General features: G+C 59.9%; 12 protein-coding genes, 4 pseudogenes and 1 riboswitch. Of the genes and pseudogenes, 11 read left to right on the forward strand and 5 right to left on the reverse strand.

Going from position 1 to position 13,868, the window contains the following annotated elements:
- Positions 1 to 21 precede the first annotated feature (21 nt).
- From bioZ to ABVQ20_RS19875, 8 genes and pseudogenes are all read left to right on the forward strand, one after another.
- Positions 22 to 342, forward strand: a pseudogene (gene bioZ, locus ABVQ20_RS19840) (3-oxopimeloyl-[acyl-carrier-protein] synthase BioZ); the annotation flags it as partial.
- 58 nt (positions 343 to 400) lie between these two features.
- Positions 401 to 853: an aspartate 1-decarboxylase gene (panD, locus tag ABVQ20_RS19845; protein ID WP_354461188.1), complete on the forward strand. Its 453-nt coding sequence runs from the start codon at positions 401 to 403 to the stop codon at positions 851 to 853.
- A gap of 105 nt (positions 854 to 958) precedes the next feature.
- Positions 959 to 1,070: riboswitch (TPP riboswitch) on the forward strand.
- A 102-nt stretch (positions 1,071 to 1,172) separates the two neighbouring features.
- Positions 1,173 to 3,008 (forward strand): phosphomethylpyrimidine synthase ThiC, encoded by a 1,836-nt coding sequence (thiC, locus tag ABVQ20_RS19850; protein WP_354461189.1) that lies wholly within the window; start codon positions 1,173 to 1,175, stop codon positions 3,006 to 3,008.
- Positions 3,005 to 4,006 (forward strand): glycine oxidase ThiO, encoded by a 1,002-nt coding sequence (thiO, locus tag ABVQ20_RS19855; protein ID WP_354461190.1) that lies wholly within the window; start codon positions 3,005 to 3,007, stop codon positions 4,004 to 4,006. Before thiC ends, thiO begins: the two co-directional genes overlap by 4 nt.
- A complete protein-coding gene (thiS, locus tag ABVQ20_RS19860) occupies positions 3,975 to 4,172 on the forward strand; it encodes a sulfur carrier protein ThiS (protein ID WP_354461191.1) in 198 nt (65 codons plus the stop codon). Before thiO ends, thiS begins: the two co-directional genes overlap by 32 nt.
- 3 nt (positions 4,173 to 4,175) lie before the next feature.
- Positions 4,176 to 4,949, forward strand: a complete 774-nt coding sequence (locus ABVQ20_RS19865; RefSeq protein WP_354461192.1) for a thiazole synthase — start codon at positions 4,176 to 4,178, stop codon at positions 4,947 to 4,949.
- Positions 4,946 to 5,551, forward strand: a complete 606-nt coding sequence (locus ABVQ20_RS19870) for a thiamine phosphate synthase (RefSeq protein WP_354461193.1) — start codon at positions 4,946 to 4,948, stop codon at positions 5,549 to 5,551. Before ABVQ20_RS19865 ends, ABVQ20_RS19870 begins: the two co-directional genes overlap by 4 nt.
- Entirely contained in the window at positions 5,542 to 6,303 is a 762-nt protein-coding gene (locus tag ABVQ20_RS19875) for a hydroxymethylpyrimidine/phosphomethylpyrimidine kinase (protein WP_354461194.1), read from the forward strand. Before ABVQ20_RS19870 ends, ABVQ20_RS19875 begins: the two co-directional genes overlap by 10 nt.
- Positions 6,304 to 6,901: 598 nt before the next feature.
- Here ABVQ20_RS19875 and pmtA read toward each other — a convergent pair.
- The 3 genes from pmtA to ABVQ20_RS19890 all read right to left on the reverse strand — a co-directional run bounded on the left by pmtA (position 6,902) and on the right by ABVQ20_RS19890 (position 10,359).
- On the reverse strand, positions 6,902 to 7,498 hold the full coding sequence (gene pmtA / locus ABVQ20_RS19880) for a phospholipid N-methyltransferase PmtA (protein ID WP_354461195.1): 597 nt from the start codon (positions 7,496 to 7,498) through the stop codon (positions 6,902 to 6,904).
- Positions 7,499 to 8,296: 798 nt separating this feature from the next.
- Complete coding sequence (locus tag ABVQ20_RS19885; protein ID WP_354461196.1) at positions 8,297 to 9,094, reverse strand: SDR family NAD(P)-dependent oxidoreductase; 798 nt, start codon at positions 9,092 to 9,094, stop codon at positions 8,297 to 8,299.
- A gap of 407 nt (positions 9,095 to 9,501) precedes the next feature.
- Positions 9,502 to 10,359: an alpha/beta fold hydrolase gene (locus tag ABVQ20_RS19890; RefSeq protein WP_354461198.1), complete on the reverse strand. Its 858-nt coding sequence runs from the start codon at positions 10,357 to 10,359 to the stop codon at positions 9,502 to 9,504.
- Between the two features lie 155 nt (positions 10,360 to 10,514).
- On the opposite strand from ABVQ20_RS19890, the gene ABVQ20_RS19895 reads away from it, so the two are divergent.
- From ABVQ20_RS19895 to ABVQ20_RS19905, 3 genes and pseudogenes are all read left to right on the forward strand, one after another.
- Positions 10,515 to 11,462, forward strand: coding sequence for a helix-turn-helix domain-containing protein (locus tag ABVQ20_RS19895; protein ID WP_354461199.1), 948 nt, complete (start codon positions 10,515 to 10,517; stop codon positions 11,460 to 11,462).
- Positions 11,463 to 11,527: 65 nt separating this feature from the next.
- Positions 11,528 to 11,726 (forward strand): annotated as a pseudogene (locus ABVQ20_RS19900) (IS3 family transposase); the annotation flags it as partial.
- Positions 11,727 to 11,997, forward strand: a pseudogene (locus ABVQ20_RS19905) (integrase core domain-containing protein); the annotation flags it as partial. It lies immediately after the preceding pseudogene.
- A 286-nt stretch (positions 11,998 to 12,283) separates the two neighbouring features.
- Here the strand turns inward: ABVQ20_RS19905 and ABVQ20_RS19910 are convergent.
- Together ABVQ20_RS19910 and ABVQ20_RS19915 are read right to left on the reverse strand one after the other, a co-directional pair.
- On the reverse strand, positions 12,284 to 13,015 hold the full coding sequence (locus ABVQ20_RS19910) for a DJ-1/PfpI family protein (protein WP_354461200.1): 732 nt from the start codon (positions 13,013 to 13,015) through the stop codon (positions 12,284 to 12,286).
- 229 nt (positions 13,016 to 13,244) lie between these two features.
- Positions 13,245 to 13,838 (reverse strand): annotated as a pseudogene (locus tag ABVQ20_RS19915) (Re/Si-specific NAD(P)(+) transhydrogenase subunit alpha); the annotation flags it as partial.
- Between the last annotated feature and the right edge of the window lie 30 nt (positions 13,839 to 13,868).

A 13,868-nucleotide genomic window follows, 5' to 3' on the forward strand; every position in this document is an offset into this window, starting at 1 on the left:
CAAAGACCCAGCAAAGCTGGGCAAACCCGGATGACGATGACTGGCGGTCGCGAGGTGTTCACCAAGGCTGTCGAGATGATGACCGATTGCTCGACAAGCGCGCTTGCCGCTGCAGGAGTGCGACCACAGGATGTTGGCCGGTTCTGCCGCATCAGGCCAATGCCCGTATTTTCGATGTGGTCGGGAGGAATCTTGGCATAGCGGATCAAGCAATCGTCAAGACGATCACCGGCTACGGCAACTCTTCCGCCGCGACTCTCCCTATCGCTGATCCACCAGAAAGAGCTGCTGGCGGCGGCAGGTGCCGGTCTCAGCGGCGGTGCGCTGGTGGTCGGAATTTAACGGGGCGACTCAGCCGCGCGCAGGACTGATCATGAATGGTGGATAGGACAACAGACCAATGCGAAAACTAGTCGCCGGCAAGTTGCACGGCATCTACGTCACCGAAGCGAACCTCAACTACCACGGCTCGATAACGCTCGACCCCGACCACTGTGAAGCCGCAGGGATCCTGCCGATGGAATTCGTGGAGATATGGAACAAGAATTCCGGTGCACGGATTTCGACCTATGTCATTCTGGGCGAGCGTGGCTCACGCTGCTGTATCCTCAACGGCGCGGCCGCTCGCACCTGCCAGCCAGACGACCAGATCATTGTCTGCAACTCCATCTATTTGGACGAAGCTGAAATCACCTCGCTGAAGCCGCGGATCGTCACGTTCGACCAGGACAACCACATACTCGACCGCCTGAGCTACTCCGTCGACCTTGACGCAGATGGCCGCTACAGTTTCTCCATCCTTGACGAGGCGAATGAAGCTTTGGCCATTCCTGCCCTGGTCTCCGGGGCGTGACTTTCCCCAACGCATTCGTCAGCCTTTCAGCACGACTTGATTGGCTGCCGATCACCGGCGCGGCCAAATGCGCTTGACAAAATAGCGCCGGCCCGTTCAATTCGGCGCATTCACCAGGGGAGTCCCGGCAAGGGGCTGAGATACTGCTAGAGCGCGCAGTGACCCGTTGAACCTGATCCAGTTCATACTGGCGTAGGGACGGTGCAAGCGCTTTGCGGGAGTTCACGCCCGAAGTCCTGTTTCCAAACAGGGCAGCCAAAGCGTCTCATCCTTCCGGCACAGAACTGGGTCTCCAATGCATGAGCAAAGGAGCCTCAAGATGAATGCCCTCACCCCAGCCGTCTCAACGGGACCGCTGCCTGCCTCACGGAAGATCCACAAGCTCGGTACCATCCACCCGCACATCAAAGTGCCGATGCGCGAAATCTCCGTCCATCCGACAGCGGGCGAACCGCCCGTCACCGTCTACGATCCGTCCGGCCCCTATACCGACCCGACGGTCGAAACCAGCATCGAGAAAGGCCTTGCCCGGCTTCGCCATGAATGGATTACCGCGCGTGCCGATGTCGAAGCCTATGACGGCCGCCATGTCCGGCCAGAAGACAATGGATTCGCGGCGGGCGAGCGCCTGACACCGGAATTTCCGGTCCGCGACCGACCGCTCAGGGCCAAGGCCGGCAAGGCGGTGACACAGATCGCCTACGCGCGCGCCGGCATCATCACGCCCGAGATGGAGTTCGTCGCCATCCGCGAAAACCTCGGCCGCGAGATCGCCCGCGGCAAGCTGCAGCGCGACGGTGAGAGCTTCGGCGCCGCTGTTCCCGATTTCGTCACGCCCGAATTCGTCCGCGACGAGGTGGCGCGCGGGCGGGCCATCATTCCCGCCAACATCAACCACCCAGAGAGCGAACCGATGATCATCGGCCGCAATTTCCTGGTCAAGATCAACGCCAATATCGGAAATTCCGCCGTCACCTCGTCGATGGCCGAAGAGGTCGAAAAAATGGTCTGGGCGATCCGCTGGGGCGCCGATACCGTGATGGACCTGTCGACCGGCCGCAACATCCACAACATCCGCGACTGGATCGTGCGCAATTCACCGGTGCCGATCGGTACGGTGCCGCTTTACCAGGCGCTCGAAAAGGTCGGCGGCGTCGCCGAGGACCTGACCTGGGAGGTCTACCGCGACACGCTGATCGAACAGGCCGAACAAGGCGTCGACTATTTCACCATCCACGGCGGCGTGCGGCTGCACTACATTCCGCTGACCGTGAACCGGGTCACGGGCATCGTCTCGCGCGGCGGGTCGATCATGGCCAAATGGTGCTTGCACCACCACCGGGAAAGCTTCCTCTACGAGCACTTTGCCGAGATCTGCGACATCTGCCGCGCCTATGACGTGTCCTTCTCGCTCGGCGACGGCCTTCGTCCAGGCTCCATCGCCGATGCCAACGACGCGGCGCAATTCGCCGAGTTGGAAACGCTGGGTGAGCTGACGAAGATCGCCTGGGCCAAGGATTGCCAGGTGATGATCGAGGGGCCCGGCCACGTGCCGATGCACAAGATCAAGGAGAACATGGACAAGCAGCTCACCGTCTGCGGCGAGGCGCCGTTCTATACGCTTGGGCCGCTGACGACCGACATCGCGCCGGGCTACGACCACATCACCTCAGGCATTGGCGCTGCGATGATCGGCTGGTTCGGCACCGCCATGCTCTGCTATGTCACGCCCAAGGAGCATCTCGGCCTTCCCGATCGCAACGATGTCAAGATTGGCGTGATCACCTACAAGATCGCTGCCCATGCCGCCGATCTGGCGAAAGGCCATCCGGCAGCGAAAGTCAGGGATGATGCCCTTTCCCGTGCGCGCTTCGAGTTCCGCTGGGAAGACCAGTTCAACCTGTCGCTCGATCCTGAAACCGCGCGGTCCTTCCACGACCAGACCTTGCCCAAGGAGGCGCACAAGGTGGCCCATTTCTGCTCGATGTGCGGGCCGAAATTCTGCTCCATGCGTATCTCCCACGACATCCGTGCCGAGGCACAGAAAGAGGGCATGGCGGCGATGGCGACGAAATACCGCGAGGGCGGCGATCTCTACTTGCCGGTAGACGAGACCGGCGTACCGCTCATGCCAGAGGCGCCGGAATCGTCATGAGGGCGCTCGTAAAAGGGGCCGGCGTCGCCGGCCTCACTGCCGCCTTTGAGCTCGCAGCTCGCGGCGCGGCGGTGACCGTCGTCGAGACCTGGCGTGGCATCGGTGGCAATGCGTCATGGTGCGCCGGCGGCATGCTGGCGCCATGGTGCGAGCGTGAAAGTGCCGAACAGCTGGTGCTGGATCTCGGACGCGACGCCGCCGACTGGTGGGATGCGGCCCTGCCGGGTCAGGTGACACGGGCCGGAACGCTGGTCGTGGCCGCGCCGCGTGATGCCGGCGAGCTCGACCGGTTCGCCAGTCGCACGTCGGGGCATCGGCGTGTCGATGAGGACGAAATTGCGATCCTGGAGCCCGACCTCGCCGGCCGCTTCCGGCGCGGATTGCTGTTTCCCGATGAGGCTCATCTCGACCCGCGCCAGGCGATCGCGGCACTTCATGACAAGCTCTCGGCCATGGGTGTCGAATTCCACTTCGGCTGCGAGGCCCGGCATGGTTCCGGTTTCGATCGTCAGATCGACTGCACCGGAATGGCAGCAGCCGATGACAGGCTGCGCGGCGTTCGCGGCGAGATGCTGATCCTGCGCACGCCTGATATCTCGCTGTCGCGCCCGGTCAGGCTGCTGCATCCGCGCTTTCCACTCTATGCGGTGCCGCGCACCGAGCATCGTTTCATGATTGGCGCGACGATGATTGAAAGCCAGTCCGCCGGACCGGTGACAGTGCGTTCCATGATGGAGCTTCTGGGTGCCGCCTATGCCCTCCATCCAGCCTTTGGCGAGGCCGAGATCGTTGAAGCCGGTGTCGGCGTTCGTCCAGCCTTTCCCGACAACCTGCCGCGCGTCGAAGCGAACGGTGAGATCATCGCGATCAACGGGCTCTATCGTCACGGTTTTCTCCTCGCCCCCGCCATGGCGCGCCAGGCTGCCGACCTGGTTTTCAGTCAAGACAGAACCAAGGAGCTTGCTCATGAGACTGACCGTCAACGGCGAAGCGCATGAGCTTGCCGCCACCACGCTGGCCGAACTGCTTGCCGCGCTCGACTATGAGGGCGACTGGCTGGCAACGGCCGTCAACAGCGACCTCGTGCACAAGGCCAAGCGGGCGGAGTTCCAGTTGAGCGACGGCGACCGGATCGAAATCCTCTCGCCCATGCAGGGTGGCTAGACCATGCTCGAGCTTTATGGAACCGAGCTTCCGTCGCGCCTGCTTCTCGGCACCGCGCAATATCCTTCGCCGGCCATCCTTGCCGATGCCGTCAACGCTTCGGGCACTTCCGTGGTGACCGTCTCGTTGCGCCGTGAAATGGCAGGCGGTAGGGCCGGCGAACAATTCTGGTCGTTGATCCGCTCGCTCGGCGTCAAAATCCTGCCCAACACTGCTGGCTGCCACTCCGTCAAGGAAGCGGTCATGACCGCGAAAATGGCGCGCGAAGTCTTCGGCACGAGCTGGATCAAGCTCGAAGTGATCGGCAACCACGATACGCTGCAGCCGGATGTGTTCGGCCTGGTCGAAGCCGCCCGCATCCTGTGTGAAGACGGTTTTGCGGTATTCCCCTATACCACCGATGACCTTGTTGTCGCGGAGCGGCTGCTTGCGGCGGGCTGCAAGGTCTTGATGCCGTGGTGCGCCCCGATCGGCTCGGCGCTGGGGCCGGTCAACATTATGGCACTGCGCTCGATGCGCGGACATTTCCCCGATGTCCCGCTGATTGTGGATGCGGGGCTCGGGCGTCCGTCGCACGCGGCAACTGTCATGGAACTCGGCTTCGACGCCGTGCTGCTGAACACGGCGGTCGCCAAGGCGGCCGATCCGGTCGGCATGGCGCGTGCGTTCGGCAAGGCGGTCGAGGCCGGTCGTGAGGCTTTCAGTTCGGGAACGCTCGAACCGCGTGACGTCGCCGTGCCATCGACACCGACGATCGGCAGGGCGGTGTTTTCATGAAGCTCGATCCTTTCTACCTGATCGTCGACAGCACTGCCTGGATCGAACGGCTGGTGCCGCTCGGCGTCAGGCTGGTGCAGCTTCGCATCAAGACCATGGATGAGGCCGGGTTGCGCGCGGAGATCCGCAAGGCGAAGGCCTTGTGCGCTCGATACCGGTGCCAGCTCATCATCAATGATTACTGGCGGCTGGCGATCAAGGAAGGCTGCGACTTCGTGCATCTCGGCCAGGAGGATTTGCAGACCGCCGACCTTTCACGGATTCGGGCAGCCGGCGTCAGGCTCGGACTGAGCACACATGATGATATCGAACTGGAAACGGCGATGTTCGCCGAGCCCGACTATATCGCGCTCGGCCCCATCTACCCGACCATCCTGAAGAAGATGAAATGGGCGCCGCAAGGGATCGAACGGATCAGCGAATGGAAGCGCCGGGTCGCACCGATTCCATTGGTCGCCATTGGTGGCCTCAACCCAGACCGGCTCGACGGTGTCTTTGCGGCTGGCGCGGATAGCGCCGCGGTGGTGACCGACATTACGCTGAAGGACGACCCCGAAGCGCGCACGCGAGAATGGATCGAAAAGACGGACCGATGGCGCTGAAGCGAGAACCGCATGTGCTTGTTGTCGGTGGGTCGGACTCCAGCGGTGGCGCCGGCATCGCGCGCGACATCGAGACGATCTCTTCCATTGGCGTGCGCACCTGCCTTGCTGTCACGGCGCTAACGGTGCAGACGCACGAAGCCGTCACGGCGATCCATCCTTGTCAACCCGGTCTGGTGGCCGATCAAATGCGGGCGGCACTTCAGGCCAACAAGGTCGCGGCCATCAAGATAGGCATGCTCGCAACGGCCGAGATCATCGTTGCCGTTGCCACCGTGCTGCGCGAAAATCCGCAGGTGCCGGCGGTGCTCGACTCGGTGCTGGCCTCGACGTCAGGCCGGGCGCTGCTGGCAACAGGTGCCATCGCCGTCATGAAGCGCGATCTGATGCCGCTTTGCCGGGTCGTCATTCCCAATCTCATCGAGCTGGCGCTCCTTGTTGGCTCGGAACCGGCAGTGGATGAGGACGGCGCGGTCAGACAAGGCCGGGAATTGTTGGCCACCGGCGCGCAGGCCCTGCTGATCAAGGGTGGTCATGCAACGGGACCCCGATCGACAGACATTCTGTTGCGTTCCGATCAGCAGCCAATCCACTTCGACACACCACGCCTTGCCGCATCGATGCGCGGGACGGGTTGCATGCTGGCCAGCGCGATTGCGGCGCATCTGGCGAATGCGAGATCACTCGAAGACAGCGTGCGCAAAGGCAAGCTGTTTGTTTTCGAGAAGCTCCAGGAGATTGCATCCATCTGAGTGATCGCCTTGCGGTGGTTTGCCGATCGGCCGGAAGCACCGTAAGACGGCGCAGCCCGCCAAAACTATTCCAGAGGAGACCGTCATCATCGATCCGGCGGTCGGGAGAGTCGGCCGGCTGAAAGAGGCGACGGCTACGAAATGGTCAGGGACCGGAAGGCATGGTTTGCGCCAAAGCACCCGCAAGGGGGGGCACCTTCCAAAAATGGTGGGCGGGTCCCGCACTGATACGCCGTCGCGAGATTTTCGCAGCCGTGGTGAATTCGGCAGCGGCGCCGAAAGCGGAGCCCGGGCAAGGCCCTTCTTGCGAGCGAGCTCGACGAGCTCCGCCTCACCCGTGATGCCGGCCTGGTAGCGATAGATGATTTTGGATGCCCGCCGCTCGCGATCGGCCTCGGTTTCGTTGGGAACGCCAGTTCGATCAAATACGCGCCCGAATAGCGCGATTTCTTCGGGAGTAAACACCCCCCTGCTAAAGGGCATAGCGGGCTACTGAAAAACGGGAGCGACATGAGCACAACGGCCCATCTCGTGACCAGCACATCCTGTGCTTCAGCATGATTTTGCGAAACGCTGCCGTCCTCCGCGCGCCACGGCGTCAGACTGCTCGTCGGTAAGTCCAGAGCTGTGCGGGCGGGATATTGCGGACAACGAAATCATAGTGGGACACGACATAGCGGTCGGGCATTTTGATCACCGGTGACAAGAGTCCGTAGGTGATCTGGATCACAGGTCTGCCAGCCGGAATGCGGGCCAGCAAATCTTCAAGCAAGGCAACGCGCTGTTCCATCGGAAAGCTTAACAGAGGCACCGCACTTATAACGCAGTCGAATTGCTCGCCGTGCCGATCGGCAAGCACTTCCCCTAGCGCGAACGCATCGCCCAATCGGAAATTCACGCCCGGAAAGCCGCGCGTCAGGCGCTGATAGAAATCCTCGGAATATTCAACCGAAATCAGCTGATGAGGTTTAATGCCCCTTTCCAAAATGGCCTTGGTGATGACGCCGGTTCCGGCGCCAAGTTCAAGAACCGGCATTCCCGACGCTGGGTTGATCACGCTTGCAATACGGCGCGCGGCATAAACGGACGTTGGCATGATCGCGCCCACTCGTTTCCTGTCTTTTTGCCAGCCCTTGAAGAAACGTACTTCCTCTTCAAACTTCCTGCCGAGGCGTTCCTTCAAGCGAAAGACCATATCCACTCCCTGCTACAACTATTTGTCTGGGTCATTTTGAAGACGCACGGTTTTATAGGCGTTGCGGCATTTTCAGCCTGATTACGAGGGGTTCCCCTCCGAGAGCGCAATGCGGTGCCGTGCAGCACCCGTCACTTAGTACAGGCCGAACTCGCGCAGTAACCATTCACGGAACGCACGAAGCGGCTTTTGCGGCAGGTCGATAGCGATCGGCGGCGAGAATTGGAACAGCCGTTGAAAGATGCCGCTATTCTGCACTCATTGCAGGGTTTTGGCGACGAACGAGATACCAAAGAATGGGCAAGCCGACAAAAATTATGCTCTGCTTGGGTATATCCCTCCATGAGCAGTGCCACTGAGCCGAGGGACATGTCAATGCGATGCTGACCGTGGCCGGTTCCCGACGACGGGTCTGAAATTTCGCGAGAGCCGATAAGCCGTTCGACGGCATCTTGTGCCATTTCGCTCGTAGTGTTCGGATCCCCAGTCGAAGTTCTCGACGTTTAGCCTGAGGCCGCCATCCTGCAAGCCCGCCTCGATCACCTCGCGACCAATGCCGTCCGCCGCGATTGCATCTTCACGCATTATATCCTCCCCCTCAAAAAATTTTCGGCCAGAGCCCTCCAGCACATCGCTTCAAGATGCTTTCTCGCCCCCCAACGCATCGTCTTATCTTATTCCTGGCTCTTGGTCGGGCGCAGTTGATCTGGCCGCCGAGCCGCGGCGATCTCCTTCAACAAACCGAGCGGGCAGTCAGCCCTTCCGACGCCCGTTCTGATTTTATTCCGGCTGAGGGATTCAGAGCATTACCATGCCGCCATCACACAAGATGTTCTGTCCGGTCATGTAGTCTGAATCAGACGATGCAAGAAACGCCGCCGTGCCCACCAGATCGCTTGGCAAGGAATAGCGGCCGAGTGGAATGCCGACGCTCAAGTCATGGATCGCCTCGCCGGGCAACTTCGTGAGACCCTTGCTGACGAATTCACGATCGAGCCCGTCCAACATCGCGGTCTTCACAATACCGGGACCCATACAATTGACGTTGATCTTGTGTTCAGCAAATTGTCTGGCTGCCGCCTGACTGAGCGCCGCCACAGCCCACTTCGATGCACAATAATGGGCGAAAGCGGGATAGCTCTGCCTAGAGGCGATCGAACTCATGTTGATGATCTTGCCGCCCTTGCCTTGTGCAATCATCTGTTTGGCAGCTTCCTGAATGCCGATCATTGCCCCCATGGCGTTGATATCCATCAGCCTGTGCCAGCTCTGCTCCGTCATATCTAGAAAAGTGGCATGCTCGATAATGCCGGCATTGTTGATCATCACGTCGAGCTGACCGAAAGCCGAGACCGTCTCTTTGACCATCTTCTGCATTTGAGCTCGGTTCGTTACATCTACCGTGATTGCGATCGTCCTGACACCGAACCGGTCGGCAATATCGCCCGCAACTTTTTCTGTGCCCTCTTCGTTGATATCGCAGACGGCTATATTGGCGCCTCGTTCGGCAAGTCCATAGGCTAGGCCTGCGCCGATACCGGTGACGCTGCCGGCGCCGGTGATAATAACATTTCTACCCTTGAGTTGGTCAGACATAGCTTACTCCTGATGACGTTCAGCTTTAGCAAATGCTCCTTTGGGGAGCTTGTGGACCGGCCATCTTCGTGGGTCCGTCAAACGCAAGGAGATACGGCCGGGTCCAGTTGCAGAGTTTTCAGAACGACTGCGCTTTCGACACGTCGCAGACGCTTGGCAACGCGATCGCTAGCGTTCTTTGATGGGCGCATGCACGGCCTCGGTCGACCGTCACGGCTATGGCCAGTTGATGACCATACCTTGTGGATATCCGGCATGGAGGGATCGCCCTGGGAACGTTGCAGCACCGCGATGACGAGAACACCCAAATGCTCCGTGCGGCTCGCCGCCGTCGCCCGAAAGTGCGGTGCCCAAGGGCCACAGCAGCATTGGACGCTACCAGCGACCTGCCGGGGCGCGCAAAGATATCAGGCGGCCGAGTTCTCGGCCCAGAAGCGTCCGAGCTCTTCGGAGATGAAGTCCGTCTTCTCCTCGAAAACCCAGTGACCACAGTTTTCGATCACGCCCCCGTCCGCTCTATCCGACAGAACGCGCGCGCTGTCTAAGCAATGCGAAGCAAGCGACAAGTCCCCTCCCCAAGAGAGGATCGGAAGATCCAGTTTCTCTTTCGCGAACTCTGCCAGCTGTGCAGCTTTTTCGTCCGTGTTTGCATAATGGTTCAAGCTGGCCCGCAAGTTGCCGGGCATCCGCATTTGCATGATATAGTGCTGAATGTCCTCCTCGCTGATCGCTGCAGGGTTGTAGGCAAAATTGCGAAAGAAGTGCCGGAGATAAACGTCCTCATTCCCTTGGATGAGGGAGAATGCGATATCCATCTGCGCATGGAATTTAAGGTGCCAATAAGCAGCGTTCGGATCTATGCGGCCGGGATAATCGAGCCCGAAATATGGCGCCTCGATCACCGAAAGCGAGAGCGCGCGCTTGGAGGCCATATAGGCCATGGCCACCGACGGCGGACCGCCCCAATCGTGGCTAAGAATGTGAAAGCTGTCCGCCCCTTCGACATCGGCAAGTTCGATCATATCCTGCGCTATCGTTGCAGGCATATAATCGGAGAACGAGTACGGTTTATCGCTGTCCGCGAACCCACGCAGATCGGGCACGATGAACGTGTATCTATCGGACAGTTTGCGAGCGATAGGCAAGAACTCGCGATGGTTCTGCGGCCACCCGTGCAGGCAGAGAACAGCGGGGCCAGCGCCCACGACGACATAGTGGAGATACACGCCGTTCACCTTAGCGCGCTTGTTTACGATCGGACCCATAACTTCCTCCTTATAGCCAAACATTGTGGCCCCCATCATTTATGTCCGATTGAATAGCTGGGGTCGAAGCAGCGCGTGAGTGGCAGGAACGACAAAAAGCGATCGATTGCTGCCAGGGAGATTTTCAGTTAACCCTCGGTAACAGGAGATTTTTCATGCATAAGGTTGCCGTGCTTGCGCTTAACGACATTGTCGCCTTAGACTTTGGTATCGCCTATGAAATATTCGGGTTCGCAAGGCTCTCCTCCGGGGCGAAGGGTTATGAAGTGCAAGTCTGCGCACTCACGCCAACGATCCACGCGAGAGGCTTCGATATTGGTGTTCGCCACGGGCTCGACGCGCTTGAATATGCACATACCATCGTCGTCCCGGGCAGCGAGGACCCAGTGCGTCCTGTCCCAGAACCGGTCCTCGCTGCATTACGAAGGGCTTGGGATGGGGGCGCTAGGATTACGTCGATTTGCACGGGCGCTTTTGTGCTGGCGGCGAGCGGTTTGCTCGATGGCAAGCACGCCGCTACGCATTGGCGTTTCGCCGAAAAGCTCGCTCAACTGTATCCAAAAATTACTGTCGAGCCGAACGTTCTGTTCGTCGACGAGGGCCGCGTTGTCACCTCTGCCGGGGCGTCGGCGGGGCTTGACATGTGCCTACACCTTGTACGCCGCGATCACGGACAAGCTGTGGCAGCACAGACAGCCCGGCTTGCAGTTGCGCCGCTTAGCCGAGGCGGGGGCCAAGCTCAGTTCATTCACCATGATCCACCAGGGTCCCCGTCCAGTCTTGCTCCCCTGATCGCTTGGATGGGAAACAACCTCCACCTCCCCCAGACTGTCGACAGTCTGGCTGCGCGTGCGAGTATGAGCCCGCGGACCTTTGCGCGCCGCTTCCACGAACAGACAGGTACGACGGCCTTGCAATGGCTCGTCGCAGCCCGTGTTCAGCGCGCCCGTGAGTTGCTGGAGGAAAGCGAGGTATCAATAGATCAAATCGCGTTTCTGGCCGGCTTCAACTCGCCGGTGACATTCCGCGCGCGGTTCCGCCGCATGGTGGGACTGACCCCCACCGAGTACCGTCGCCGGTTCAGTATGAACACGTTTGAATAATTGGTCGGGTCAGGCTCTTGCCAAGTTTTCGCCCAAGCGTGTTCCCCATCAGCACCTATGGCCCAGACTTGTGCCGCAAGGAAGGCATCGCGCAGAGCTTCTATTCCGCTTGGTCGAAAGAGTTCATGACGGCCGGTAAGCGCCGCCTAGCTGGAAATACGGCCCGCGCCGCCACCAGTGTGAGGTTAAGGATTTGCGCCGAGAGGCTGGTGCGCGAAGAAGGAATGCAGTGCCGATCCGGCGCTGCAAACCCGTCTGCTCAAAGTGCATGCCCAGACCCAGGGCAAGATCGAACGCTGACGCAGACCCTCAAGAACCGCATCCTCCTGGAAAACCACTTCCAGCTCGGCGACCTCGAGGCCCAGATCGAGGCGTCCATCGAGCACTACGATCACCGGCGGTATAATCAAAGCCTCGACAAGGTGACGCCTGCCGATCCCCACTTCGGCAGAGCTGACGCCCAAAACAGCGCAAAAGGATCGAACGACAAACATCCAACAACCTGGCGCGCGCCAGCGTTCCTTGCTCAACTTGACTTTTCTACCGATCGATCGCGGTCAGACGACCGTGTTTACCGACCTATCCCTAGAGGTCGTGGAACTCCGTATCCCGAATACAGCGTCCCCGGGGTTGTCTAGGTCAAGACTGCCGTTGTTCTTGTGCGCCGAAGACAACAGAACAATATTCCGCCAAGGGCGAGTTCTGTTCACGATTTCACGCGTCTCACCTCTTTATTATTGTTCAACGAACGGAAATTCGTAGAAGAACGGAGCCATTCAAGATCAGTCCCGACCTCGTTGCTCTAAACAAAGCTCCCGTAATTAGGCGGTTGCGCCCCCCTCAGCCTTCTTAAGGCGTTGCATGTGCGCCTGCGCTACTCTCACCGCCTCCGCCGTTCTCCCCCATAGGCCCGAAATCTTCTCGACAAGCTCGGGTCGAGCGCTCCGCGGATGTCCGGAGTTGAAAGGAGGTTGGGGATCGTATTCGAGCACGAGCTGCGTGAATTCAGCTGCCTCCTGACCCTTGATTTCTGCTAAGATAGTCAGAGCGAAGTCAATGCCGGCGGTGACTCCACCACCGGTGATACGGTTCCGGTCAATGCAAACACGTTCATAGCTTGGTTCGATACCCAAGGCTTTAAGCGGTTCATAGAATGGCCAATAGGTGGCAGCGCGGTAGCCGTCGAGGAGTCCGGCCATCCCGATAATGACGGAGCCTGTGCATACCGCAGTGACGTAACGGGCAGTCGAACCGGAACGGGCGAGAAAATCCAAGATTTCTTGGTCTTTCATGATCTCAGGCGTGCCGCCGCCACCTGGCACAAATAGAATGTCCAGATTATCGGGGACGTCGTCGATCGTAATCGTCGGATTCATGGTGACACCCATGTCCGTTGGAACTGGGTCCAGGGTCTTCCAGATGAGATGCGTTTTCGCGTGCAGGCCAAAGGCCGTTTGCGGGCCGGCAAGGTCCTGCAGGGTGAAACCCGGAAACAGCAGCATCCCGACCTGCAGTGGTCGCTCCCCAGCGTTATTCTTCTCTTGATCAGACATATCGTCCTCGTTCCGATTAGTGTTCGATATTGGGTAGTCGGATTCAAGCCGTCGCGTGAGTGGCAGGAACGACAAAAAGCGATTGATTACTGCCAAGGAATGTCCCTCGTCAGATCATTTGGCAGGTTGGGTTGCCGATTAGCGGAGCGACGGCCTCGTCTTGGGGTTGATGTTATACGGCGATCTTACCAGCAATGTCGGTAGGCACAGCAATGTGCCGCCAGCTATCGATCACGGTAACGCCGTTGTCGGAGACGAACCGATGGTCGGCGATGGTAAGGTCGCAGTTGCCGCCGCGTTCGGCAGCGAGGTCGACGATGACGGAGCCGGGCTTCATCATCGCCACCATGTCGCCGAGCCAGAGCTTTGGCGCATCGCGGCCGGGGATCGGCGCGGTGGTGATGACGATGTCGATCTCGGGCGCCAGTTCACGGAACTTTGCCAGTTGCTTCTCGAGGAATTCCGGCGATGATGGCGCCGCATAACCGCCGGTCGCGGCACCGTCCGCAGCCTGGTCGGCAAAATCGAGATAGACGAATTCGGCGCCCAAGCTTTCGATCTGCTCGGCGACTTCCGAGCGGACGTCGAAGGCATAGGTAATGGCGCCGAGCGAGGTGGCGGTGCCGATCGCCGCAAGGCCCGCGACGCCGACACCGATGACCAGCACCTTTGCTGGCCGCCATCAGCTGGCCGGTGAAGAAACGCCCGAAATTGTTGCCCGCCTCGATCACCGCGCGATACCCGGCGATATTGGCCATCGACGAGAGCGCATCCATCTTCTGGGTGCGCGAGATGCGAGGACCATGTCCATGGCAATGACCATTGGCGCCCTTCGCAGTCCCTGCGGAAGTTA

The sequence above is a fragment of the Mesorhizobium shangrilense genome (assembly GCF_040537815.1).
Classification (GTDB): Bacteria; Pseudomonadota; Alphaproteobacteria; order Rhizobiales; family Rhizobiaceae; genus Mesorhizobium; species Mesorhizobium shangrilense.

Coding starts and splice junctions, on each gene's coding strand:
- panD (WP_354461188.1), top strand. CDS start 401: ATGCGAAAACTAGTCGCCGGCAAGTTGCACGGCATCTACGTCACCGAA.
- thiC (WP_354461189.1), top strand. CDS start 1,173: ATGAATGCCCTCACCCCAGCCGTCTCAACGGGACCGCTGCCTGCCTCA.
- thiO (WP_354461190.1), top strand. CDS start 3,005: ATGAGGGCGCTCGTAAAAGGGGCCGGCGTCGCCGGCCTCACTGCCGCC.
- thiS (WP_354461191.1), top strand. CDS start 3,975: ATGAGACTGACCGTCAACGGCGAAGCGCATGAGCTTGCCGCCACCACG.
- ABVQ20_RS19865 (WP_354461192.1), top strand. CDS start 4,176: ATGCTCGAGCTTTATGGAACCGAGCTTCCGTCGCGCCTGCTTCTCGGC.
- ABVQ20_RS19870 (WP_354461193.1), top strand. CDS start 4,946: ATGAAGCTCGATCCTTTCTACCTGATCGTCGACAGCACTGCCTGGATC.
- ABVQ20_RS19875 (WP_354461194.1), top strand. CDS start 5,542: ATGGCGCTGAAGCGAGAACCGCATGTGCTTGTTGTCGGTGGGTCGGAC.
- pmtA (WP_354461195.1), bottom strand. CDS start 7,498: ATGGTCTTTCGCTTGAAGGAACGCCTCGGCAGGAAGTTTGAAGAGGAA.
- ABVQ20_RS19885 (WP_354461196.1), bottom strand. CDS start 9,094: ATGTCTGACCAACTCAAGGGTAGAAATGTTATTATCACCGGCGCCGGC.
- ABVQ20_RS19890 (WP_354461198.1), bottom strand. CDS start 10,359: ATGGGTCCGATCGTAAACAAGCGCGCTAAGGTGAACGGCGTGTATCTC.
- ABVQ20_RS19895 (WP_354461199.1), top strand. CDS start 10,515: ATGCATAAGGTTGCCGTGCTTGCGCTTAACGACATTGTCGCCTTAGAC.
- ABVQ20_RS19910 (WP_354461200.1), bottom strand. CDS start 13,015: ATGTCTGATCAAGAGAAGAATAACGCTGGGGAGCGACCACTGCAGGTC.